Raw genomic sequence first — 24,159 nt, forward strand, 5'->3', positions numbered from 1 at the left:
TCATGTTTACAACTTAAATGAACATAATTCATACAATTAAGAATCTATTGTAATTGGAAAAATGTTTGTTAAGGGTAGAATGTGAATTTAATGTTTGGTAAAATAAAATGGAGAAGGACCACCAGTGCGTCTGGTGGTCTACTCGTTTATAAGGGCGCTTGTTATTTGAAAGGAGAAGGTCCTATGCTTAAATATACGTCACGCCGCTTACTTGGCATGATATTGACTTTATTTTTAGTGACGACCTGCGTATTTTTCTTTGTACGATTAATACCAGGTGATCCGGCCCGATTAGTAGCTGGTGAACAAGCTACCGAGGCCGATGTATTAGCGGTGCGCGCACAATTAGGTCTTGATGAACCGGTGACGACTCAATACTTAAAATATATTACCGGCGTAGTGCAAGGTGATTTAGGGACCTCTTTACGTACGAAACGCCCTGTAGCTGAAGAAGTGGGATATCGTTATGGTAATACTTTAAAATTAACCTTCTTGAGCCTTGGTTGGGGGACTGTAGCCGGGGTATTACTAGGTGTATGGTCTGGTCGCAATCGCGGTAAATGGCAAGATTATACCGGCATGGCTACAGCTGTATCAGGTATTTCCATGCCTGCTTTTTGGATGGGGTTTTTGCTCATCATGGTGTTCAGTGTGAAGCTCCACTGGTTGCCTACCACAGGGGCGGCGGGCTTTAAGAGTTATATTTTGCCAGCCATAACCTTGGGAACTAGTATTGCCGCCATCATTGCACGGTTTACTCGTTCGTCCATTGTGGAAACTTTGAAGGAAGATTATATTCGAACGGCTCGCGCAAAGGGCTTATCTGAAAATGTAGTAGTGTGGAAGCATGCATTCCGAAACTCCATGCTCTCTGTAGTCACTGTAGTAGGGTTACAATTTGGGTTCCTATTGGGCGGGGCCGTTATTGTAGAAGCGGTGTTTGCATTCCCTGGACTCGGTTCATTATTGATTCAGTCCGTAAACTATCGTGATTACCCAGCCATTCAATCATTGATTTTGATATTCTCCGCGCAGTTTATCATTATAAATACCTTAGTAGATATGTTATATGCTACATTAAATCCTGAAATTAAATTATCCTAGGAGGTTCCGTATGAGTGAAAAATTACAAACCATTCAGCCAGGAACGCCTGGTGTGATGGATATGCATGAAGAGATCAAAAGTCCTATTAAGGTTATGACGCAGCGCTTTTTTAAACAGCGCAACGCTGTGATTGCTTTATTCTTTATTTTGTTTTTGGTGGTGCTCGCCTTTGTGGGCCCATGGATCGTGCCCTTTGATGTGAATGAATATGATTATTCAGCGATTTTACAGGGACCTAGCAGCACGCATTGGTTCGGCACAGATGAATTTGGCCGCGATTTATTCTCCCGTGTTATTTTAGGTACCCCTATTTCCTTGGCCGTAGGCTTGTCGGCAGTAACGATTGGGGCTGTAACAGGGACTGTACTAGGCCTACTTAGTGGCTATTACCGGGGCTGGATTGATGCGGTAGTAATGCGTGTTTGTGACACCTTATTTGCTTTCCCTGGTATTATTTTAGCCATTGCCATTGTAGCTATTTTAGGTAGTGGTTTATATAATGTTGTCATCGCTGTTGCCGTATTCTCTACGCCAACTTTTGCCCGTATTGTACGAAGCCGGACCATGGCCATTAAAGAATCGGTCTTTGTAAAAGCGGCTATTAATTTAGGGGCTTCTGATGCGCGTATTTTATTTAAGCATATTTTACCTGGTGCGATTCCAGATATTATCGTGCAATATACGATGTCCATTGGCACGTCCATCTTGACGGCTTCGAGTCTTAGTTTCCTTGGCATGGGGGCGCAGCCGCCTACACCGGAATGGGGCCTTTTACTATCTAATGGACGTCAATATATAGCTACCAATATTTATACGACTATCTTCCCCGGGCTAGCGATTTTCTTTACTGTATTAAGCTTTAATACCTTAGGGGATGGTCTTCGTGATGCACTAGATCCAAAATTGACGGAATAGGAGGGATGCAGGATGAGTGAAAAAAAGAAGATTTTAGAAATAAAACATCTGCATACCCACTTTTTAACTGATGATGTGGTAGTAAAGGCAGTAGATGATGTGTCCTTAGTCCTCGAAGAAGGGTCTACCCTTGGTATTGTAGGTGAATCTGGGAGTGGCAAGAGTGTAACGGCTTTGTCTGTTATGAATTTGCTGATGGGTACAAAGGGCAAAGTTGTGGAAGGGGAAATTCTCCTTGATGGTCATGACATTGTTCATATTCCAGAAGAGCAGAAACGGGACCTTCGGGGTGGCCGTATTTCCATGATTTTCCAAGAGCCTATGACGAGCTTAAATCCCGTTATGACTATTGGGGACCAGCTTATTGAATGTATTAAAAATCACGAAAGTTTATCGAAGAAAGAGGCCTATGAACGAGCCCGTAACATTTTGGAAATGACCGGTGTGCCACGGGTCGATAAAATGATGAAGGAATACCCATTCCAATTATCTGGTGGACAGCGACAACGTGTTATGATTGCTATGGCGCTCATCTGCGAACCAGAAGTGCTTATTGCTGATGAACCAACAACGGCACTTGATGTGACGATTCAGGCACAGATTTTAGACCTAATGAACCGCTTAAAGGAAAAAATTGGTACATCTATCCTCTTTATTACACATGATCTTGGCGTAGTCGCTGAAACTTGTGACCATGTAGCTGTTATGTATTGTGGCCGCGTAGTAGAAACAGCAGATGTATATTCTTTGTTTGGCAATACGGCCCATCCTTATACACAGGGGCTCTTGGCTTCCATTCCTAAATTAGGGGAAAAGGTAGATGCTCTAACAGTGATTCCTGGTAATGTGCCTAATCCGCGACATATGCCGGTGGGTTGTAAGTTTGCACCTCGTTGTCCCCATGCATTTGAGCGTTGCTTACAGGAAGAACCGGGCTTTTTTGAAGTTGCACCAGGTCATCTGAGTCGCTGTTGGCTACATGAGTCTAAACAAACGAATAAAGGCAGTATGACGGAAGAAATAGTGCAAAATCAATCAAAACATGAAGGAGGTGAGGCATAATGGAATCTCATAGTGTGCAGAAAAAGGATATACTTACCGTAGAGGATTTAAAAATCTACTATCCCTTAGCCAGTGAAAGTTTCTTTGGCAAAGGGGGCGTCGTAAAGGCTGTAGATGGGGTAAGTTTTACAATTAAAGAGAATGAAGTTTTCGGTATTGTAGGCGAATCTGGTTGTGGTAAATCTACATTAGGCCGTGGCTTATGTCGTCTCGATCCTATTACAGAAGGTCAGGTTGTGCTCGATGGACAAGATATTTCCAATTTTGACCGCAAGCAAATGCGCCCCATTCGTAAGACCATTCAGATGATTTTCCAAGACCCTTATGCCTCGTTAAATCCTCGGATGAGTGTATTTGATATTATTGCAGAACCAATTCGCATTCATAATTTGGCAAAAGATGATAAGGATTTGGAACAACGTGTAGTTAATTTGCTGCGCCGTGTAGGCCTTGATGCATATCATGCGAATCGCTATCCTCATGAGTTCTCTGGTGGACAGCGTCAACGTATTGGCATTGCCCGTGCGTTGGCGGTGGAACCAAAACTTATTATTGCTGATGAACCGGTATCGGCCCTTGATGTATCGATTCAAGCACAGGTGTTGAATCTTTTGAATGAATTGAAAAAAGATTTAAATCTTACCTACATTTTCATTGCCCATGATTTAAGCGTAGTTGAGCATATTAGTGACCGTATTGGTGTTATGTATTTGGGGAATTTTGTAGAAGCAGGTGACAAAAATAAAATTTACAAGAACCCTCTTCACCCGTATACACAGGCACTCTTGTCGGCAGTTCCTATTGCAGATCCTACAGTCAAACGAAAACGCATTATTTTAGAGGGCAGTATCCCTTCGGCCACAAATCCGCCATCAGGTTGTAAATTTCATACCCGGTGTCCTAAGCGAATGCCTATTTGTGAAACTGTGGCACCAGAGCGATATGAGCCGAGTGCGGATCATTATGTATATTGTCATTTGTACGACGATAAAATTGGAACGGCTGATTCGAATAAAGGAAAATAGGTTAGTAGTGTTTATGTCATAAGTTTAGAGCGTCATGTGATTAGGGAGTCATAGATATGAAACTATTTATTAGCGCTGATATAGAAGGTTGTGCCGGTTGGGCCTTTCGTGAAGAAGGACATGTGGGGGAATTTGGTTATGACCACATGCGTCGACAAATGACCCATGAAGTGCGTTTGGCCTGTGAGGCGGCGGAACGCGCTGGGGCCTCTCAAATTGTAGTAAAGGATGGTCATGGTGGGGCGAATAATATCGATCCTTTAGAAATGCCATCCTATGTTACTTTGATTCGTGGTAAAAGTGGGCATCCATATAATATGATGGAGGGCCTAGATGAGAGTTTTGATGCGGTCGCGTATATTGGATATCATGCGGCCGCTGGTGATGTGCGTTTTAGTGGCAGTCACACCTCAACCGGGCAGAGTTTAATGATTCGTTTAAATGGCGAAGTATTGAGCGAATGTATGCTTAACTCCTATACCGCGCTTAGTATGGGCGTGCCTCCTATTTTTATTTCTGGAGATAGGGCCATTTGTGAGGCGGCTAAAAGGCTCTTACCGCATATGGTGACAGCGGAAACTAAGCATGGCGTAGGTGGCGCGACGTATTGTGAGGCACCGGTGATTGTGGAATGACGCATTCATAAGGGGATGTCATTAGCTGTGCAAAATTGGCAAAAAGTACCGGCCCTATCATTGCCGGAGTCATTTACTTATGAAGTGACCTTTAAGGATTGGCAAAGAGCCTATAAAATGTCCTTTTATCCAGGTATGAAACAGGTGGGCGATTTTACGATTCGCTTAGTAAGTCGTAATTGGTTAGATATTGTGACAGCCCATAGTTTTGTAGTGTATTGAATTAGCTCGGAGTAAAGTTGATATAGCTTGGAGTACAGTTGATATAGGGGGAGCGTTGACCTATATAGGGCAGTCTAGTAGGTAATTAATTTTGTGGAGGAGATGGATCTATGAAGGTGGAACTAATTCGCGATTTAAGCAATGCTTTTGGTCCTAGCGGTTTTGAGGAAGAGGTAGTACGGGCGATAGCTAAACATACTAAGGGCTATGCCATTGCCCATGATGCGATGCTCAATACGTATATTAGAAAGCCTAAAAATGAAGGGCGGAGCATTGTTGTTCAATTAGATGCACATTTAGATGAATGTGGCTTTATGGTTCAGTCAGTACAAGATGATGGAACCCTATCCATTGTTACCTTAGGGGGCTTTCATCCCACTAATTTACCGGCTCATACCGTGCTAGTACGGAATCGAAAGGGTGAACTCCATCGCGGCATTATTGCAGCCAAGCCAGTTCATTTTATGACGGAGCAGGAGCGTGCGTCTCAGCAGATTGCTATTGAAACTTTACAAGTTGATGTGGGCACTACGAGCCGTGAGGAAACAGAACAGGTCTTTGGCATTGCCCCAGGGGATCCGATAGTGCCAGATGTTGTATTTGACTATAATGAACAGACTGGCGTTTGTTTTGGTAAAGCCTTTGATAATCGCGCTGGTTGTGCTTGTATTATTGATACGATGGATAAGGTTTTTGCCGAAGGTGCTGAGGAGCCACCAGTGACGGTGGTGGGCGCTTTTGCAGCTCAAGAAGAAGTTGGCATGCGCGGTGCTAAGGTAACGGCTCAGGTTGTAAAACCTGATTTGGCTATCGTATTTGAAGGCTCTCCATCAGATGATTTCTTTGTGGCTGTCTCACAAGCCCAAGGCCGTATGAAGGAAGGGGCTCAGATTCGCCTCTTTGATAAGAGTTATATTTCTAATATTGCATTTGTACATATTGCAGAACAGGTAGCACAGGAATTGCAGATTCCTATACAAAAAGCTGTGCGCCGTGGTGGTAGTACCAATGCAGGGGTGATTAGTTTGACTGAAAAAGCGGTGCCAACTTTAGTTATTGGTGTACCATCACGCTATGTACATTCCCACTATAACTATTGTGCTCTCAGTGATTTAGAAGCCGCGTCTGACCTAGCCGCTGCTGTCATTGCGGCTCTTGATGAAGAGACGGTGCGCCATATTTTACGGCAAGATATATTGGTATAATATATCTGTTAGAATATATCCGTTAGAATATATTTATAAGAATAAATCTTTTAGAATAGCCTCTTTATAATAAATCCATAGCATAAGTCATTGACACTGTCTTGCCCAAGTAAGGGCCTATTGCCATAAAATATATATTGAAATAAATCCCTAAGGTAGAGATGCTTTAGGGATTTTTTACGCATATTAAAACTTGCAATTACTTCATGCATATGGTAATTTTATAAAAGAAACAATTACTATAAAACTAGTAGGAATAGAATGTAATAGCAAATATGAAGTTGTGTGTTGTGTAGTAGTTGTAGGGTTGAGAAAGAGGAGGAACCTATGAAAAAACGTAAGCTTGCAGGTCTTATTGGCCTAGCTATGATGGCCATGGTAGCCCTCGCTGGTTGTGGCGGTGGCTCTGGCGATAATGCGGTGGTAGATATTCCAGAAGGTAAATCAGTATCACAGCAAAAAGATGTAGTAGCCGCCGTAGCGGTTGATATTACAACAATGGATCCAATGGATACGAGTGATAATTTATCTGGCGGTATTCAACGTCTTGTTATGGATGGTCTGTATGGATTTGATGATGACATGAAATTAAGACCTATGTTAGCCACTGGGTATACAGCGAATCCTGAGGCGACTGAATATACGTTTACATTGCGCAAAGGTGTTAAATTTTCTGATGGCACAGATTGGAATGCTGATGCAGCGATTGCGAATGTGAATAAATGGATGGATAAGAGCTTAGGCTTAAAGCGCACATCCTTTGTTTCCGATATTATTGCCAAAGTAGAAAAGATTGATGATTACACTATCAAATTTACGCTTAATAAACCATTTGGTGCGTTTGTAAATAACATGGCCCATCCTGCTATGGTGATGATGAGTCCTAAACAATTAGCTGCCGGCCTTGATGCAGCGGCTAAACATCCAGTAGGTACAGGGCAGTACACATTTGTTGAATGGGTACCAGGGGACCATGTAACGTTAGCACTTAATAAAAACTGGTGGAGCTATAATAAGGATATCGCTGGTGGCGAAGCGTTGGTGCCAGCTGATGCGGGCTTCAAGACTATTACATTTAAACCTGTATCTGAAAGCTCAAGCCGTGTAGCTATGCTTCAGTCTGGGGATGCGCAAATGACCTTTGATGTGCCAAGTGAAAGCTATGATGCATTGGCTCAAAGTGGCAATGTACATGTAGATAAAGTACAGGGAATTAGTGTTCGCTATTTATTTATGAATACGCAAAAACCAGCGCTTAGCGATGTGCGTGTACGTCAGGCTATTGCCATGGCCATTAACAAAGACGACTATATTAAAGTGGTCCGCAATGGGCTAGCTTCTGTGGCAACCTCTGTAGTGGGGCCTAATGTACAATATTACAAAGCAAATGAACCAATTCCATATGATGTGGAAAAAGCTAAAGCCTTGCTTAAAGAAGCCGGTTATGCCAATGGTTTGAAATTAAAACTGTTCATGTATAATACAGGGACGAATGAAAAACAATCCCAATTCTATAAACAACAACTTGCTAATATTGGTATTGATGTTGAAATCAATGGTATGGAAAGTGCCATTGTAAACCAAAAAGTACAGGGCTTTAAAGGGGAAGGTAAAGATGCAGAATATGATTTATACATGGCTGCTTGGTCACCTTCCACAGGTGATGCAGACTGGGGTATGCGTCCTATCTTAGACTCCGCGTCCATTCCACCTAAGAGCTATAATCTTTCTTACTACCAAAATCCTGAAATGGATGCTTTATTGTTAGCTGGTCTTACTACTTCTGATGATAAAGCCCGCGCTGAAGCCTATGCGAAAGCACAAGATTTGGTGTGGAAAGATTTACCAATGATTCCTATGGTAAATGATTTCAGCACTTGGGCTACAGCGAATACAATTTCTGGCGTAAGAATGTACCCAGACAATAGTATTAACTTGTCCAAGGCACGGATGGCTGAATAATTTATAAACGTTTATAACAATAAAACCGTTAAAGTTAATGATGTAGAATTTGTACAGCTTAGGCTGAATGCAAAATACATCTAACTTTAGCGGTTTTTATTTTATAATAATACATATAGGGGGATACATAGGTCAGCGCTTTTAAGTGCTAATTTTTTTAACAAAATCTACTGTCATAGGGGGATTTTTATAGGGAGATGGAGAATATTAATAGGAGTAGGATAATTTTGAAACTTAGTACGAAATTGAAAGTGTGAGTGCGATGGCTAAGGATACGGGTACATTTCATCAATTAACAGCATATAAAGCGAAGGGGCCTTCTTATTATGTCATGAAAATAGGTCTGTATCACAATGTTATTGTTGAGACCGTAGAGGGCGTTCCTGTTGATAATATTAGCGAATATATACATCATTATATTTCTGAAGAGGGTCTTGCCATTAAAGAATTAGCGACCATTAAGGATTCTAAGAATAAAATCGTCTTAGTTTATGATGCCAGGAGTACGGACCCAATTAATCCAATGGCATCTAAATTATGGGACTTAAGTTCACCAGAGGGACCTGAACAAGTAATAAATGGGCGGGCCTTTATTTGTAGTGCCACATCATGTGAAGCTGGCGCGGTACACTTAGGTCGCGAAGGAAATGAAGGCCGTGAATCGGTTGATTTAAAAAGAACCGTGCCTATTCAAGAGATTCAGCAGTCGCTACAGCAGAAAATGAAGCAGCAGCCGCTACAGCCGGAATTGAAGCAAGAGATACAACGGCATGAACCGCAGCAGAGGCAACAGCTGAAGTCACAGAAACAGATGCAGCAGCCGTTAGTGCAGCAAGAGCGGCAACGGCAGCCACTGACCTATCAACTGCAAGGGGTGAGTGAAAGGGTAAAAGATGATTTAGTTCTATCTTTAAAAAAGACCTTTGAGCCACAACGTGAATTAGACTTTACTACAGGCCGTACGGTGAGAAAGCTAAGGTTTGGCAGTCCTTTTATGACGCGTGTATTTTGCAATATTATAAAACGCCTGGCAGGTAATGACGTGGATCTACATCTAGAATATGAGTATTGTAACAAGGATTTATCACGCGTTATGTACTATCGCAGCGTTCGGGGGCTATTTTTAATTGAGTGCGCTAAGATTCCTGACACAAACCGTCTAGAAGTAACCCTGTTTCGCCGTGTAAAAGTGTTTCATCAAAACTTTCCCTCGGAAGCTTTGAAAAAAATGGAGTTTATGGAAGCCTTAGGTATTTTAAATGGCCGCTTTGTAAATAAGCGGATTGCCATGAGCAAGGCATTGGAAGGCATTGTGAAAGACTATTTGACTAAGACAGGCTATGAATATAAAAAAGCCAATCCAGACGATCCTGATTGGAAGGAAGATTATGTGAGCATTCTACCTTACAAAAAGGATTATTATGCACGCATTTGGCTCGTTGATGACACGCAGGTTCACATCGATATAGAGGTAAAGAAGAAAATTATTCATATGAAAGTGTATGAGGAACTATTGACGAAACAGTATGAGGAATTATTGCCTAAAGAGGAGGAAGAACACTAGGAATATATGGTGTAAGATTACGTTGCAAGATTATGGTGTAAGATTACGCTGCAAGATTATGCTGTAAGGTTCATAGGGCTAAAGTGTTTTAGTGCGACTGTAGTGTGCTAGGAGTGCACGTTTTGGACGGATACCGACGACGCGAGCCTTCGCCTAAGGTGTTTTAGTGCGACTGTATTGTGCTAGGAGACTAGGAGACCAGGGAGATTAGGCTATTGGGGGATATAAAGCACGGCGTAGTGTGTTAGGCAAGAAACACAAGGTTGAGTGAGTCCTAGGTTGAGTAAAGGAGTGTGTTATAGGCGATGCAGGACAAGATGACGAAGAAGCACGTATTTCATCAATTACATGTAAATCCAGCAGGGCAAGAAAAATATTTTATTATTGCGCTAGGGCTAGAAGAGTCTCATCGAATCTTGTCGGTGATGGACTATGAGCCAAGTCGTATCCGCTCTTACATTGTGCAGCGGGTTAAAAGTTATGGTCTTGCCAGCCTTCCCGCTACAGCCTTGCAGTCCATTGATTCACGCCTAGTGGTTGTATATAATCGGGTCGATGATGGGGGCTATAATGAAGTGGCTTCACAATTAACAGGGCAAGCCGTTCATGGCTATGTGTTTATCTGCTTGGAAACTGATGCGGATGGCGAATACATGGCTTTAAACGAAGAGGAAACAAATGCTGTTGTAAAAGCTATTGAGGCTCTTGATTTAGGGGAAGACGTAGAGTTTAAAATACGTGATGCAGAATGGCGCATTACCTTTGGAAGTAAGGAAATGCATCAAGCTTTTGCGTATACATTAAAACGTGTATTTGGTGTTACTGCCTTAGAAGATGTAACCATGCGTTTAGAATATCGACATTTTGATATGGAATCCACAAGGGACGCCTATTATCGGAGTCAAAGTGGTCAGTTTTTTATTTATGCTTGTGATGATGAGACCTCTTGGAAAATCAAAGTCCGTTATTTTAAACGTGTAGAAGAGCTTAATTTAGCCTTAGATGAGGAGACCATAAATGCCTTGGTCATGTTGGAGCAGTCGGGGGCAAAAACAGTAGAGTACAAGGGGGCACCACGCAATGCCAGCGATATGGTAAAGCAAATTGTGACTCAATACCTTCATGAGCGAGGGTATGAATTTGGTGATGTGCAGGCCCATTCGTATACGAATGCCGGTGGACAATATCGTGTGTTCACTTTTTTAGGCGATGAAACTTGTGTGCATATAGATTATAAACGACTTGAAGATGTAGTTCAGCTTCAGGTTTATGAAGAAGGTGCTAGACGCGATTATGGTTCAAGATAAAATAGAGCCTATATATTATGTAATGAAATTAGGCGTTCATGATAAAGTGTATAATGAAATGGTAGAAGATTTTGAGCCACAGCAGATGGGGACATATTTACAGTACTTTTTCCCTAAGGGAATGTTAGACGTTAAAACTGTGCCTCAGCTTGAAATGATGGGGGCTGATTGTGGTGTTCAGATGGTTATTGTCTGCCATAAAGATCCGCAACTCGTAGCACAGGAACAGGCTTTGAGTGATAGGGCAGAAGGGCTATTTTTAAAAATAAAGAAGGGCCTAGCAGCCGTAGCGAAGATAGCTAATAAGGTAATGTGTAGTGCACTAGCTGGCCTTTGGAGTGCAGTACGGCTCATGTTTTTTACGGCTAATCGCGTAAGTGGCGGAGGGACCCATGTAATTACCTTTCGCCATCAAGTCGTACAACTTGAGCGAAACTCTTTGGCAGATGGCGAGGTTGTGAGTACAAGATATAATACCTTAGCCTCAAAACTGGTAGGCACTGATGTTTATGGGGAGGCTTTTTTGTGCTGTGTGCCTAAGGCCGCTACTAATCTATTAATGGCATTTACTGATACGGTGCGAATTAGACTAGAAGAGGAATTAAATACAATCTTTGAGCATCAACGTATTATTGAATTTGTGCCTAGCCATACAGTGCGGCGTTTGCACATGAAGAGCAAAGAAACAGAACAGGTTTTTACGAATGCTATTCGACGCTATTTAGGTGATGAGGAGCGATTGCGGATAGAATATAATCATATTAATGCTGATGAATCTTGGGATATTCATTATCGATCTATTAGTGGTAACTATTTTATTGCCTGTAATCAAGATGCATCGAAACTGAATGTGTTGGTTAGTATTTTTAAGCGCATAGATGATGTAACTTTAGATATAAACAAAATGGCCCGCGAAAAGCTCGAATATAATGAAGCCTTGGAAATCTTGAATGGCCGTTTTGGCAATGTGCGTATTGCCACATCTAAGATGTTGGAAGAGCTTATTATAGGCTATTTAAATGAGCGGCAGTATGAATATAAAAAGGCTATACCTTTGGAAGATTTTGAAAAACCACAAGAGTATACCGTGCTTCATAGCCGTGATCATGTATATGTTACGCCCTATGGTAAGCACTACTATGCCAGTGTGGAGCTAGTAGATAATACATGGTTACATATTGATTTAATAGAAAAACGCAAGACTGTACAGTTAGTAGTATATAGAGAAGTAATGCGAAAAATATATGATGGGAGTCATATAAAGTAAGGAGTGGAGATGTGAGGGGCGGCTGAGGTAGAGAACACAATGTATCATACCATTAATTGAAGATCTGAAGTAAAACCCATACAATAAAAACTCAATATAAAGAACTCAAAATAATAAGTTCAACAGAAAAAGCAACATTTTTAGCATAAAGTTTCAAATTTTGATAAAGTGGTATCAAATTTGATGTAATTCTACAAATTTATGTCTAAATATGTTGCTTTTTGATTTCCTTAGTATTACACAATTCGTGTAAATAGCTCGAAGTGTGCACTGTGAGGGGAGTATATATAAGTTGAATAAAACTAGATTTTGTGCGGCTTAAATTAGAAATGGATTTATAAAACTAGCTAATGTTTTTTTAGAGCGGACGTTTCGAATGGAAGCGTATTATTTTTTAGTTGACCTAATCGAATAATTTCGATTAATATATAAGAGTAGTATATATGAAATTTTAATTAATCTATAAAAATTTATAAATTAATTGAAATATAAAGATGAAATAAAGCAAGAAAAATCAAGGGTTCTGTTAGGTTTGAGGATTAACTAACAAGAATACTTTATGAAATATTTAATCCTTTAATTAAAATAATATAGTTAAAAATCAAGTTGTGATGAATTATTACGATTGTATGTTGAAAGTTGATTGTTGAAAGGAGAACTTTAGTGTCTCAGAATTTAAAACAAATTAAAAAATTAGGTTTAGCATTAGCAGTTACAGCAGTAACTGGTGGATTAACAACAGGTGTGTGGGCAGTCAATAATGTGGCGGGGACAGGTAATGGTGTTGCCTTAGGAACAGGCTCGGCTGCAATTCGTGTTGCTGATCGAACATCTATCGCTATTGGTGAGGCAGCAGCTGCTGCATATAGAGACTCCATTGCTATTGGTAATGGTGCGGATTCTGATGGAAATGGTGCTATTGCATTTGGTTTGAATACGAAGACGGTAGGCATGAATGCAATTGCAATAGGGACTAACGCAACAACTGTTCAGGAAAATAATGTGGCTATTGGTACTGGTGCTGAGGCAAGCGGGGCAGAAGATGTGGCCATTGGTAGAGGCGCAAAGGCTAATGGGTATTCCGTAGTTCTTGGTAGTGGTAGTCAAGCTTTGGAAGAGAAAAGCGTTGCCATTGGTAAGAATGTAAAGGTTGAAAATCCTCAAGGTATTGCTATTGGTAGTGATATAACGGCTTCTGGTAAGAGTTCGATTGCTATTGGTGACAAAGCTAATACAACGAAGGTTGGTGAAGTATCTGTCGCTATGGGGGCACTTGCGCAGGCTACTGTGAAAGGTGGCGTTGCATTAGGCTGGGAGTCTTTGGCTGATCGAGCATCTGGTACTGCCGGTTATGATCCATTAACAGGTACGGCGTCCAAATTAACAAATGCTACCTGAAAAGGTACAAGTGGTGCTATATCCGTTGGTGATGGCACAAATGGTTTAACTCGTCAAATTATCAATGTAGCAGCTGGTACACAGGATACTGATGCAGTTAATGTGGCACAGTTAAAAAAAGTTGAAACGCTTGCTAGAGATACAAGTAATGTGAATTTAAAATTCAGTGGCAATGTAGGGACAGGGACAGTTAATTTAGCAACACAAAACTTTAGTATTACTGGTGATGGTAATGTTACAACTACTGCGGCAGCCAATGGCATGATTGTAGGTTTGTCCAAAGAAGTTAAAGCTAAAATTGATTCCATTACGCCTGTGAAATATATGTCTATTAATTCGATTAAAACTGATGCGGATTTAACTAGCAAAGAAAAAGCAGCAGGTAAAATTAGTAATGCAGACAATAATGGCGCTACCGGCTCAGATGCTATTGCTATTGGCTTGATGGCATCTGCTACTGGCTCTTCTGGGGTGGCCATTGGCAAATCCACACAAGCAGGAGAAAATGGTGTTGCTTTGGGGAATGGCGCTAATGCTCTAGAAGGATATGCTATTGCTATTGGTTATAATGCAAAAGTGGAAAATGGGCCTCGTTATAAAGATGGTGTACTTGATCCAACTGCAAAGGTAACGACTCCTGATGGTGTGGCTATAGGTCGCTCGGCACAAGCATTTGGCTTAGGTGCTACTGCACTAGGTTATGATGCACGAGCAAAAGTAGAAGGCGCAGCTGCCTTAGGCTATGCTAGCTATGCTACTAAAGTTGATAGTTTATCACTTGGTAGAAAAGCGAATGCAATGCATGACTCTGGTGTAGCGCTTGGCTCTTATGCAAAAACTGATCGTCTTGCTGGGGCAAAGCTTGGTTATGATCCTCTTACTAATGCTGATTCCACGGATGAAAGTGCTACTTGGAAATCTACCTTAGGGGTAGTATCTATTGGTGATACAGCTAGTAACAAAACACGTCAAATTGCCGGTGTTGCCGCTGGTTCATTAGATACTGATGCCGTTAACGTGGCACAGTTGAAACAAGTGGTAACATTAGCTAATAATGCAACTGCTGCAGCTGGTGATGTAACATTAAACATCGCTGGCAATGACGATACAAAGGGTTCTATAAAATTGAGCGAAAAGGAATTAGCTATTACTGGGGAAGGTCCAATTGTAGCTACTGCTAGTGATTCTGGTTTTAATGTAAAACTTGACACAGAAAAATTTGATCAATTATTGCAAAACTCTGCATCTTGGAAAATTCAAGGCAATACAGACAATCCAATTACTGTGGCCCCTAGTGATACAGTACAATTTGTAAATGGCACATATACTTCTGTTACAGTTGCAAATGATCCGGCTACTAAAACAACAAGCGTAAAAGTTGATTTAAATGGAGATACTATAAACAAAATCAATAACATTGTTGATGATAAAGGAAATTTAAAACTCAATGTTAAAGGCGAAGATGGTATCACTGTAAATACTGATAATGACGGTAATACTGTAGTGGGGCTAGACGATAAAGTAAATGTCGGTCAAGTAGCTATCGATGGTAAAGATGGTAAAGGCGAAATTACTGGTCTTACTAATACTACTTGGAATCCAGAGAATATTGTTGAGAATCGTGCAGCCACTGAAGGTCAATTACAGGGGCTAGCTCAAGATATTGCTGGTGATATTTCTGACCTTAATAATGCAATTAAAAATAATGGTAAAGAGCTAAATACTGAAAAAGCAACTATTGGTGGTAATACAACTATCGACAAAGATGGTATTACAGTAAACAATCCAAATGGAGAAGGCTCCACTAAAATTACTGGTGATTCCATTACAACTGGCACAGTTAATACTGATAAAGTCGTTGTTGGTGGCAACACTTACATTACAGACAAAGGTTTAAATGCTAATAATAAAGTAATTACTGGTGTAGCACCTGGTGTAAATGGCACTGATGCAGTTAACATGAATCAATTAAACGAAGTCGCTCAAGGTGTTAACAATGTAGGCTCTGCTGTAAATCGTTTGAGCAATCGTGTAGACAAGGTTGCAGCTGGCTCTGCGGCATTGGCAGCATTACATCCATTAGACTTTGATTCTGATGACAAATTAAGCTTCGCTGTTGGTTTTGGTGGTTACAAAGGGGAACATGCTGCCGCTCTTGGTGCGTTCTACCGTGCTAACGATGACTTAATGTTCAGCTTAGGAGCTACTGTAGGTAACTCCAATGATCAATACAACGCAGGTGTATCCTTCCGCTTTGGCGAATCTTCTCCATACACTAACATGAGCAAAGCTGATATGGCAGCTAAACTTGAAACACAAGATAAAAACATGGCTGCATTACAAGCTGATAATGAAGAATTAAAAGCACGCTTAGCTAAGTTGGAAGCGTTAGTAATAGCTAAATAAGCTTTGAAGAAATAGAAAAAAACTGAATAAACACTAATAAAACTGAATATTATAGAATAATCTATACAGCCAATACGAGTCTTTACATTTCGTAAAATACGTATTGGCTGTATTTTTTATTTTCATATGCTATTTTACCTATTTGACTTATTTTACTTATTGCGCTTGTCGTATGTATTGTATGTATTTGTTGAGTATAAATCAAACTATTACTAATGTAGTGCCTGGTCGTATTGCACCAGATAGTACTGATGCAGTAAATGGGAGTCAATTATATTTAATAATCAATACAACGCAGGCGTATCCTTCCGCTTTGGCGAATCTTCACCATATACCAATATGAGCAAAAATGAAATGGCCACTAAATTAGAAACACAAGAAAAAGCCATGACATCTTTACAAGCAGACAACAATGAATTGAAAAACAATGTATCCTCCTTACAAGCTGATAACGAAGAGTTAAAAGCACGCTTAGCTAAATTAGAATCCCTCGTTTCGGCTAATTAATAGATTCTGTACTGTTTTATAGTAGGTTTATATAACTTTTATATAACTCACCTAAAGGCGCTTTGACAAAATAAATAGCATTATCAATTTAAAGCGTCATTTCTTTCTGAGGCTAGCTATACAAACACCAAAAGCCCCCTATAAGAAATACCATTCGAGCTAGACTCGAGGTTTTCGATAGGGGGCTTTTGGTTTGTCTGCTTACTGATTGAAATTAGAATGAGCCGTTTTATTTGCCTTCTGCAATGCGATCCATAAACTGCAAGTATTCTTCTTTAGTAAATACTGCTTTATATCCGGCTTTGACTTCGTCAGCACCTTTAGCTTCGCCATAGAGCAAGTCAACAATGGTCATAGCTAGGGCTTGGGCTGTTTTAGTAAATGCTACATCGTGGTTTACGATTTCATAGTCGGCACCATGAAGAACACCTTTAATGCAGCCAACCCAAGGGTGAATAACAGGGATTAAATGGGACACATCACCCATATCTGTACTAGCTGTAATATGTTCACCTTGGAATACATTGTCCTCACCAAAGAGTGGAATGGAGTTTTCCTTTAGAAAACGATTCATTACAGCATCATTTCTCATTGGTAAATAGCCAGGTAAATCATGGATTTCACAAGTGGCGCCGAGGGCATCAGCACCAGCTTTTAAGGCACGATTAACTTTGAAATTGCCATCTACCATGGCGTCTACTGTGGCAGCTCGTACATAGCTTTCCATGGAAACATAGTCAGGTACGACATTAACAAGATCACCACCGCTATTGATGATAGGATGGAAGCGGAAGTAGTCTGCTTCTTTGAAGGTGTCACGGATAGCATTGACACCCATAATACCCATCATACAGGCTTGTAGTGCATTGATTCCTTCGTGAGGGGCACCCGCTGCGTGCGCTGCTTTACCATGGTAATCGATGAGTTTGCCAATAAAACCATTAGAAGTTGAGCCAAGGCCCATTTCGCCAGTTGGTGTTGTTGCAGGGTTTACATGCATTTGCATGGCCATATCAATATCATCGAAGGCGCCTTCGTAAATGAGCTCTTGTTTGCCTCCTAGATAGCGAATTTTACCTTCTTCACGAAGTTTATTGCGATAGTCAATTTCTACATACTCTTCCGCAGGTACAGCAAAGAGAACTACATCACCATTAAGATTGTCCATTACGCCAGGTGCTTGAAGACCAAGGGCTACAGCAATTAAGTTGGCAATTTGTACATTGTGACCGCAGCAGTGGGCCGCGCCAGTTAGCTCGTCAGCGCGAGGATGTTTGGGACAAAGGATGGCATCAAGCTCGCCAATCATAGCGACTGTATATTTGCTATCTTTCCCTTTTAAACGACCCTTTACACCCGTAAGCGCATGGCCTGTGGTAAAGGGGATTTGTAGTTCCTTAAATACTTCTTGAACAACGGCAGATGTTTTTTGTTCTTTATAGCCTAGTTCAGGAGCGGCCATAATGCGTTCGGCAATCTCCATAAGACGAGGCATATTCTCTTCAATCGCTTTACATACACGGGCTTTGACTTCAGCAATAGGAAGTTGATTGGCAATTGTACTCATTTTGATATATCCTTCTTTCAATTAGTTAGTACATAACGGAATTATCTTATTTTTAAAGTGTAAGACTTCATGCGCTTATAGTATGCGACTTCATACGATTTTATATGCTTATAGCATGCCTTCCCAATGAAGCACAATTTGGGCCACAATAGTAGCGCAAATGAATGTACCTGTGGCAACGGCTAAAGCAACAGGCACGATGCACCACGATAATTGTTTGAAGGCACCTAAGTCTTTGCCCAAGGAAAGACCTGCATAAGCGAGTACTGGGGTAGTGGTGGCTAGGAAGGTAACTTCGGCTGTTTCCTGAGTAAACCATAACGCACCAGGTACGCCTGGAATTGAGAAAATAACACCTAAAATAGATACCCAGAATACCATTGGTAATTTTTTAAAACCTGGTAAATAAGAAATTACAGCACCTAAAAAGGCAATACCGGCTAAGATAAGGCAGCCTTGTAAGCTATCACTAAAGATATGTTTGCCATCTAAAATATTGCCAATAGAAGTAATGATAGCGGCGATTAGGGCAACAACGAAGAATTTTATACATTTTTGACTGAATGAAAGTGCAGGAGCAGCTGGTTTGGCACTACCTGCATTAGGTTCATAGACTTTAGACTCAGCTGTTTTGTTTGCTGTAGATGCCGCTGTTGTAGCTTGGTTAGTACCGCCCATTTCGTGGCTACTGTGTTTTAATTTATTGGCACAGAAGGTATATAGGCGTTCCATTAATGGTAACGAAACGAATAAACTAAAGTATACACCTACAACACTAGTTAATAGATTGGCTGCGCCGGCAATACTCATGATTTCTTTTTCAAATTCAGGATGAACTGCTACGATTGATCCTGTAGCAGCGGCCATCATACTGGCACTACCGATACCGGCCCCCATGGCTAAGGCTAAAGGATGGAACCAATTGAGCTGCGAAATAATACCAGATAAAATAGAAATCCACATAGCACCAAAAAGGGTACCACAAATATACATACCCATTACGCCACGTCCTTCAGGAGAATGGAAACCATAGCGATCAATAATAATGGCTACATTGGCTTCACGGTCGATGGAGTAGCATGCACCAATGGCTTCACGGCGCATGCCCACTAGTAAGGCGATAGGAAGACCACAAATAATGGTGCCCAATAAATGGCCTAACTCTTGCATAAGCAAGGCCCAACCAGAATTCATAATGATGTGCAAGTTAGGTCCGATGCCAAGGCCTATTTTAGTCATTAAGAGCATAATGGAAATATTTAAATAATCTGTAGCTGCTTCCATTTGTTCTTCTGACATAATCTTAAGTTTAGGAATTGAAATAATAAGACCAATTACTAGTGAATACAGTAGTGGTAAGAATACAACGATACCAAATTTGATGATACCAATTCCTTCAGCTAGTAATGTAATGAGTAAACAGAGCAGATGAATTTTCCAGTTTTTTAATAGACCCATCTTAGTGTCCTCCTGTGTTATAAAAATGTATTTATCGAATTTCGATATACACATTATACTCCTATTTTTTATTATGTAAAACGATTAAAAATGCGTATTTATCATATTTGTTATGAAATAAAGTGATTATTTGTTGAGGCGGAATGTAAAACATTGATAATTATACTAAATACTGTTAAAAGGCTATAGTTTTAGTTGGAATGAAGAAAGTTCAATAAATGTATTTTGGGAAGAGACTAAGAGTGCTTTCTGTGCATATTAAATGTTTCTTGTAATAGACAAAATGCGGTATATACAGAGGTTGAAGGGAGGAAGAAAAAGGGAGAAAGTGCTAAAATCTAGACAGAACTAAATATGAAATAAATACGAAATAGATATAAAATCAATATGATGTAGTTACGAAATCAATAAGAAATTAATAGGAAGTAAACAAGATAGATAAGTAAATAAAAAAATAGGCCCTATCGAGGATAGGACCTATTTTATATGGTTACCTTCTATGTACTAGTTAAAGTTTATAGATAGGTACGTGTCATATTATTGTTGTTCCATGGGTTTTGGAGCACCGTATTTTTTGAGGCTTTCAGCTTCAACTTCAGCTTGTGTTTTGTAGCTTTGAGGCATCTTAGCGAGACGAATCCAGCTGCGAACTGCTTCAACTAATACGATTACGATCATTAAGAACATAACAGCACTGAAGGCTACAAGAGTCCATTTGCCTGCAGGAACATAGCTGTAGAATACGTTTTCAAAGTCAGCAGCTACAGCGATGATTGCCATGAAGAAGCAAGGAACACCAGTTACCCAAGCGTAGCGTTTGTGACCAAGACGCATAATAACAGTAGTACCAACTGCCAATGTCATAGTACCTAATAATTGGTTAGATACACCGAATAGAGGCCAGATAATACCAATGTTACCTTGAAGAACTAGGTAACCCCACATTAAGCAGATAAGAGCAGCACAACCATAAACACCTGGTGTCCAGTTTACATTGCCCAATGGTTTGTAGAAGCGACCTAATAATTCTTGTAATAAGTAACGACCTACACGAGTACCAGCATCGATAAGAGTCATGATGAATAAAGCTTCGAACATGATACAGAAGTGATACCAGTAACCCATCAAGTGATCCATGTTTGGAAGACGGGAGAAGATATGAGCCATACCAACTGCTAAGGATACAGCACCGCCTGGACGATGCATTAAGTCTTCACCAACCATTGCGGAAAGTGTAGGTAATTCATGAACTTGTAAGCCTAGGGCTTTGAAAGTTTCAGTAGTAGAGTTGATTGCGAAATAATCATCTGGATGAAGTGCAGTTGCTGCGATTAAAGCCATCATAGCGATGAATGCTTCAGTAAGCATAGCACCATAACCGATAGGAAGAATTTCTTTTTCATTAGTAATCATCTTAGGAGTAGTACCAGTTGCGATTACTGTATGGAAACCAGATAAAGCACCGCAAGCGATAGTAATAAAGATGAATGGGAATACAGCACCTTTAAGTACTGGACCGCCACCCCAAATGAAAGGAGTAACAGCTGGCATTTGGATAACTGGCATTACGATAATAATACCTAATGCAAGGGCACCAATTGTACCAATTTTTAAGTAAGTTGATAAGTAGTCACGAGGAGCTAGTAATAACCATACAGGTAATGCAGCAGCGAAGAAGCCATATACAGCTAACATGATTTCGATTTCATGTAAGTCGTATAAGAACCAAGAAGCGTAAGGAGAAGCAGCAACTTCTGGGCCATAAAGAATAGCTGCGAAGATAAGTGCTACACCGATGATAGTAGCTTCTTGGATTTTGCCAGGACGTAACCAACGTAAGTAAATACCAACGAAGATAGCGATTGGAATTGTCATACTTACGGAGAAGAAGCCCCAAGCAGAGCCATGAAGTGCGTTAGCAACTACTACGGCCATACCAGCTAGGGTAATAATCAACAAGAATAATGTGGACAACATTGCCCCAACACTTGCAAGATTACTAATTTCTTCTTTAGCGATATCGGCGATAGATTTGCCATCGTAACGAATGGATGCGAAGAGGATTACCATATCGTGTACGGCACCGGCTACAACAGAACCAATTAAGATCCAAAGTAAACCAGGTAAATAACCAAATTGAGCGGCAATAACTGGACCAACAAGAGGACCAGCGCCAGCGATTGCAGCAAAGTGATGACCAAATGTAACCCATTTGTTAGTTGGTACATAGTCATGACCATCGTTGTGCACTACAGCTGGTGTAGGACGATATTGGTCAAGAGTTAGTACTTTGGCTGCAATAAATGCCCCATAAAAGCGGTACGCCAGGATTAATACACAGGCGGAGGCAATTACCAAATAAAGACCATTCATTTCCACTGAAAACACCTCCAGTAAATACTCGCACTGAAAGTGGACAAATGATAAGATAAATAAATTCAAAAAAAGATATCAACTTGTCCCTCAATGCGCTCGCGGGAAATATAGAAGAAAAGTAAATAAAATCTTAGAGCCCTATCTTCGCTTAGTGCTTTGAGATTATTTTATATACTTCATATGATTACACATTCCCGGTGCAATAAGGTTGAAGATTCAATCTATTGCTAAATGTAATCATTTCTTACGTCTTATTGTACTCTAAAAGCTCTATCTGTCAATTGAAAATTATTAAAAATCATGTAAGATATGCGTAAAAGTAAAAATGCGTAAAATAAAGCACTTATGTATTACAAAAATGAATTAAAAATGAAATAGCTTATATCATATAATGAATAGACTATAGAAAATGCATTGTAAATGAGAATGAATTGATTGTAAAATTTCAGTAAAAATTATAATTAATTTATCTGAAAAAATAGCAATAATGCTTAATTGTTATAATATATATTACTAATTTCGATAAATTGCACTCAATAAAATTGACAATATGAAGTAGGGGATATTGATAATAAAATTGAGAGTTGAGACGGATTTTCTATTTCGTAAATATGTTTACGATTTTAGATACGTGATTTTAGGTAACTAAAAATATAAAATGATTAACTAGTGTTAGCGACTCATGTGGAATTGAGATAGTCTTAGCAACTCATGTAGAGTTGAGAAAATGGTAAGGGATTTTTCAATTTGATTAAATAGCAATGTGAATATAAAAAAACTATTAGTTATTTGGGCATTTTATGTTATTATATAAAGGACGTAGTTATACGGCGAAGGTATATTAAATATGATTTTATATGATAAGGCTTATAAGGATAGGCGAGGCGTATAAAATTTTGAAAAATAATTTTATAATATATCATAGTTATAGTGTTAATACTGTATATTGGTAATGACGTTAGTATTGCTTTGTGGTAAAAGTACTAGTATGGCGTTATGTTAATGGTATTACTATGAAGAGAGATGTACATAAGCTGATTCAGAAAGGAAGTGTATTATGCGTCAGTTTCGTTGTGATTCGGAGACTATGAAAAAAGGATATATGGCTTTAGCCGCTCAGGTGAGTAAGGCCATTGAAAAGGGGACTTTATCCGTGTATGATACACTGCATTTAGTCGTAATAGATGATGTAGTTGTGAATTGGTATGGCAAGGGGCCTTTTGATGGCCGTTATGTAGAAGAACCTACTGATGTATTATTACAAATGGTAGCTAGAGCGCGGTACGAGTTTGAACGGCCTTATTTTGAAGAGCATTCTACGAGTACTTTGGCGGAGTTAGCGGTGCAGCCTGTTACAAATGATGGAGCCCCTAAATCTGTAGTTAATGAAGTATTTACAGATCGGGAAGCGGCAAAACTTTGGGAAGTGGGCTTAACTGCGGTAATCAAGGCCTGTCAAGGGATTGGCACGGATACCTTTAGTGAGCAGGAGTGTCGCGATAGTGATGGCACATTTTTAGTTAGTGCGGCCGGGATGGACCGGTTATTTGGAGTGCGCTTAGCTGATGAGGACATGAGCATTGTATTTTTACATATTGGTAAAGAAGAGGCCATGTTAGTACGCTCTAAATTGCGTGAACAATATGAACAGAAAGGTATTCACCAAGTAGAAGATGCATTAAAACATCGCTTAACTGAAGTTATTACATCTTGTGTGAAGGAAATCGCCAATGGGCGCACCGCAGAGCTTCTTCGTGTTATCGAGAAGGTCGCCAGCGAAGTAGGTATTAAGTCCCGCGTAGCTGAAGTGGTGACTGATTTTAGACGATACAATCGCATTGTATGGGCCTATTTATATGCCTTAGTTGATAGTGATGAAGTAGAGGTATGGCATAATACATTACATGAAAGTTTAAACGGTCAAGCGGAGGCTGTTGGCGCTGGAAGTGATCACAATCCACTACTTGATGCATATGATGATGAATTGCTAGAAGAACATGGCTTTAAGGCTGAAGCTAGAGAGCGCAGTCAAGGCCAATGGAAGCAAGGCGCAGTGGACGAATCAGCATTAACTGAGTCCATATCCTATGAAGATCTAATGGAAAATGTATTTGATACAGATTTATCCAATTTGACCACTAAGGAAACAAAAAAATAAAGAAAGTATGATTTTATATA

17 protein-coding genes and 1 pseudogene are annotated in these 24,159 nt (G+C 40.1%); 15 read left to right on the forward strand and 3 right to left on the reverse strand.

The features are described 5' to 3' along the window. Positions 1-90 precede the first annotated feature (90 nt). The 14 genes and pseudogenes from Q0376_RS00605 to Q0376_RS00670 all read left to right on the forward strand — a co-directional run bounded on the left by Q0376_RS00605 (position 91) and on the right by Q0376_RS00670 (position 16,580). Positions 91-1,104: an ABC transporter permease gene (locus Q0376_RS00605; RefSeq protein WP_298703084.1), complete on the forward strand. Its 1,014-nt coding sequence runs from the start codon at positions 91-93 to the stop codon at positions 1,102-1,104. A gap of 10 nt (positions 1,105-1,114) precedes the next feature. Then, complete coding sequence (locus tag Q0376_RS00610) at positions 1,115-2,020, forward strand: ABC transporter permease subunit (protein ID WP_298703043.1); 906 nt, start codon at positions 1,115-1,117, stop codon at positions 2,018-2,020. Positions 2,021-2,032: 12 nt separating this feature from the next. Continuing rightward, complete coding sequence (locus Q0376_RS00615; RefSeq protein WP_298703044.1) at positions 2,033-3,082, forward strand: ABC transporter ATP-binding protein; 1,050 nt, start codon at positions 2,033-2,035, stop codon at positions 3,080-3,082. Further along, positions 3,082-4,107, forward strand: coding sequence for an ABC transporter ATP-binding protein (locus Q0376_RS00620; RefSeq protein WP_298703045.1), 1,026 nt, complete (start codon positions 3,082-3,084; stop codon positions 4,105-4,107). Before Q0376_RS00615 ends, Q0376_RS00620 begins: the two co-directional genes overlap by 1 nt. A 56-nt stretch (positions 4,108-4,163) precedes the next feature. After that, a pseudogene (locus Q0376_RS00625) lies at positions 4,164-4,964 on the forward strand (M55 family metallopeptidase). Between the two features lie 110 nt (positions 4,965-5,074). Next, a complete protein-coding gene (locus tag Q0376_RS00630; protein WP_298703046.1) occupies positions 5,075-6,169 on the forward strand; it encodes a M42 family metallopeptidase in 1,095 nt (364 codons plus the stop codon). 327 nt (positions 6,170-6,496) lie between these two features. Next, positions 6,497-8,131: an ABC transporter substrate-binding protein gene (locus tag Q0376_RS00635; RefSeq protein ID WP_298703047.1), complete on the forward strand. Its 1,635-nt coding sequence runs from the start codon at positions 6,497-6,499 to the stop codon at positions 8,129-8,131. Positions 8,132-8,393: 262 nt separating this feature from the next. After that, positions 8,394-9,695: a hypothetical protein gene (locus Q0376_RS00640; RefSeq protein ID WP_298703048.1), complete on the forward strand. Its 1,302-nt coding sequence runs from the start codon at positions 8,394-8,396 to the stop codon at positions 9,693-9,695. A gap of 317 nt (positions 9,696-10,012) precedes the next feature. Then, complete coding sequence (locus Q0376_RS00645) at positions 10,013-11,002, forward strand: hypothetical protein (protein WP_298703049.1); 990 nt, start codon at positions 10,013-10,015, stop codon at positions 11,000-11,002. After that, positions 10,989-12,269, forward strand: coding sequence for a hypothetical protein (locus tag Q0376_RS00650; RefSeq protein ID WP_298703050.1), 1,281 nt, complete (start codon positions 10,989-10,991; stop codon positions 12,267-12,269). Before Q0376_RS00645 ends, Q0376_RS00650 begins: the two co-directional genes overlap by 14 nt. Positions 12,270-12,932: 663 nt before the next feature. Further along, positions 12,933-13,667 carry a hypothetical protein gene (locus Q0376_RS00655; protein WP_298703051.1) on the forward strand — a complete coding sequence of 245 codons (735 nt, stop codon included), beginning with the start codon at positions 12,933-12,935 and terminating at the stop codon, positions 13,665-13,667. A gap of 60 nt (positions 13,668-13,727) precedes the next feature. Then, the gene (locus Q0376_RS00660) at positions 13,728-16,073 is read left to right on the forward strand and encodes a YadA-like family protein (RefSeq protein ID WP_298703085.1); all 2,346 of its coding nucleotides are present in this window, start codon (positions 13,728-13,730) and stop codon (positions 16,071-16,073) included. Between the two features lie 190 nt (positions 16,074-16,263). After that, positions 16,264-16,416 carry a hypothetical protein gene (locus Q0376_RS00665; RefSeq protein ID WP_298703052.1) on the forward strand — a complete coding sequence of 51 codons (153 nt, stop codon included), beginning with the start codon at positions 16,264-16,266 and terminating at the stop codon, positions 16,414-16,416. Further along, entirely contained in the window at positions 16,413-16,580 is a 168-nt protein-coding gene (locus Q0376_RS00670) for a hypothetical protein (protein ID WP_298703053.1), read from the forward strand. The genes Q0376_RS00665 and Q0376_RS00670 overlap by 4 nt, the downstream gene beginning before the upstream one ends. Positions 16,581-16,809: 229 nt before the next feature. On the opposite strand, the gene Q0376_RS00675 is transcribed toward Q0376_RS00670, so the two are convergent. From Q0376_RS00675 to Q0376_RS00685, 3 genes are all read right to left on the reverse strand, one after another. Next, entirely contained in the window at positions 16,810-18,147 is a 1,338-nt protein-coding gene (locus Q0376_RS00675; protein WP_298703054.1) for an amidohydrolase, read from the reverse strand. A gap of 108 nt (positions 18,148-18,255) precedes the next feature. Continuing rightward, positions 18,256-19,605, reverse strand: coding sequence for a DUF3100 domain-containing protein (locus Q0376_RS00680; RefSeq protein ID WP_298703055.1), 1,350 nt, complete (start codon positions 19,603-19,605; stop codon positions 18,256-18,258). Positions 19,606-20,142: 537 nt separating this feature from the next. Next, positions 20,143-21,984 carry a carbon starvation protein A gene (locus tag Q0376_RS00685; RefSeq protein ID WP_298703056.1) on the reverse strand — a complete coding sequence of 614 codons (1,842 nt, stop codon included), beginning with the start codon at positions 21,982-21,984 and terminating at the stop codon, positions 20,143-20,145. Positions 21,985-23,038: 1,054 nt separating this feature from the next. Between Q0376_RS00685 and Q0376_RS00690 the strand changes: the two genes are divergently transcribed. Next, positions 23,039-24,139 carry a helix-turn-helix domain-containing protein gene (locus Q0376_RS00690; RefSeq protein WP_298703057.1) on the forward strand — a complete coding sequence of 367 codons (1,101 nt, stop codon included), beginning with the start codon at positions 23,039-23,041 and terminating at the stop codon, positions 24,137-24,139. The last annotated feature ends 20 nt before the right edge of the window (positions 24,140-24,159 follow it).

It is taken from the genome of uncultured Veillonella sp. (genome assembly GCF_937981445.1).
GTDB lineage: Bacteria > Bacillota > Negativicutes > Veillonellales > Veillonellaceae > Veillonella_A.

Bases quoted from the DNA above. Each gene is read 5' to 3' on its own strand.
- Q0376_RS00605 (WP_298703084.1), top strand. From the start codon at position 91: ATGTTTGGTAAAATAAAATGGAGAAGGACCACCAGTGCGTCTGGTGGT.
- Q0376_RS00610 (WP_298703043.1), top strand. From the start codon at position 1,115: ATGAGTGAAAAATTACAAACCATTCAGCCAGGAACGCCTGGTGTGATG.
- Q0376_RS00615 (WP_298703044.1), top strand. From the start codon at position 2,033: ATGAGTGAAAAAAAGAAGATTTTAGAAATAAAACATCTGCATACCCAC.
- Q0376_RS00620 (WP_298703045.1), top strand. From the start codon at position 3,082: ATGGAATCTCATAGTGTGCAGAAAAAGGATATACTTACCGTAGAGGAT.
- Q0376_RS00630 (WP_298703046.1), top strand. From the start codon at position 5,075: ATGAAGGTGGAACTAATTCGCGATTTAAGCAATGCTTTTGGTCCTAGC.
- Q0376_RS00635 (WP_298703047.1), top strand. From the start codon at position 6,497: ATGAAAAAACGTAAGCTTGCAGGTCTTATTGGCCTAGCTATGATGGCC.
- Q0376_RS00640 (WP_298703048.1), top strand. From the start codon at position 8,394: ATGGCTAAGGATACGGGTACATTTCATCAATTAACAGCATATAAAGCG.
- Q0376_RS00645 (WP_298703049.1), top strand. From the start codon at position 10,013: ATGACGAAGAAGCACGTATTTCATCAATTACATGTAAATCCAGCAGGG.
- Q0376_RS00650 (WP_298703050.1), top strand. From the start codon at position 10,989: ATGGTTCAAGATAAAATAGAGCCTATATATTATGTAATGAAATTAGGC.
- Q0376_RS00670 (WP_298703053.1), top strand. From the start codon at position 16,413: ATGAGCAAAAATGAAATGGCCACTAAATTAGAAACACAAGAAAAAGCC.
- Q0376_RS00675 (WP_298703054.1), bottom strand. From the start codon at position 18,147: ATGAGTACAATTGCCAATCAACTTCCTATTGCTGAAGTCAAAGCCCGT.
- Q0376_RS00680 (WP_298703055.1), bottom strand. From the start codon at position 19,605: ATGGGTCTATTAAAAAACTGGAAAATTCATCTGCTCTGTTTACTCATT.
- Q0376_RS00690 (WP_298703057.1), top strand. From the start codon at position 23,039: ATGCGTCAGTTTCGTTGTGATTCGGAGACTATGAAAAAAGGATATATG.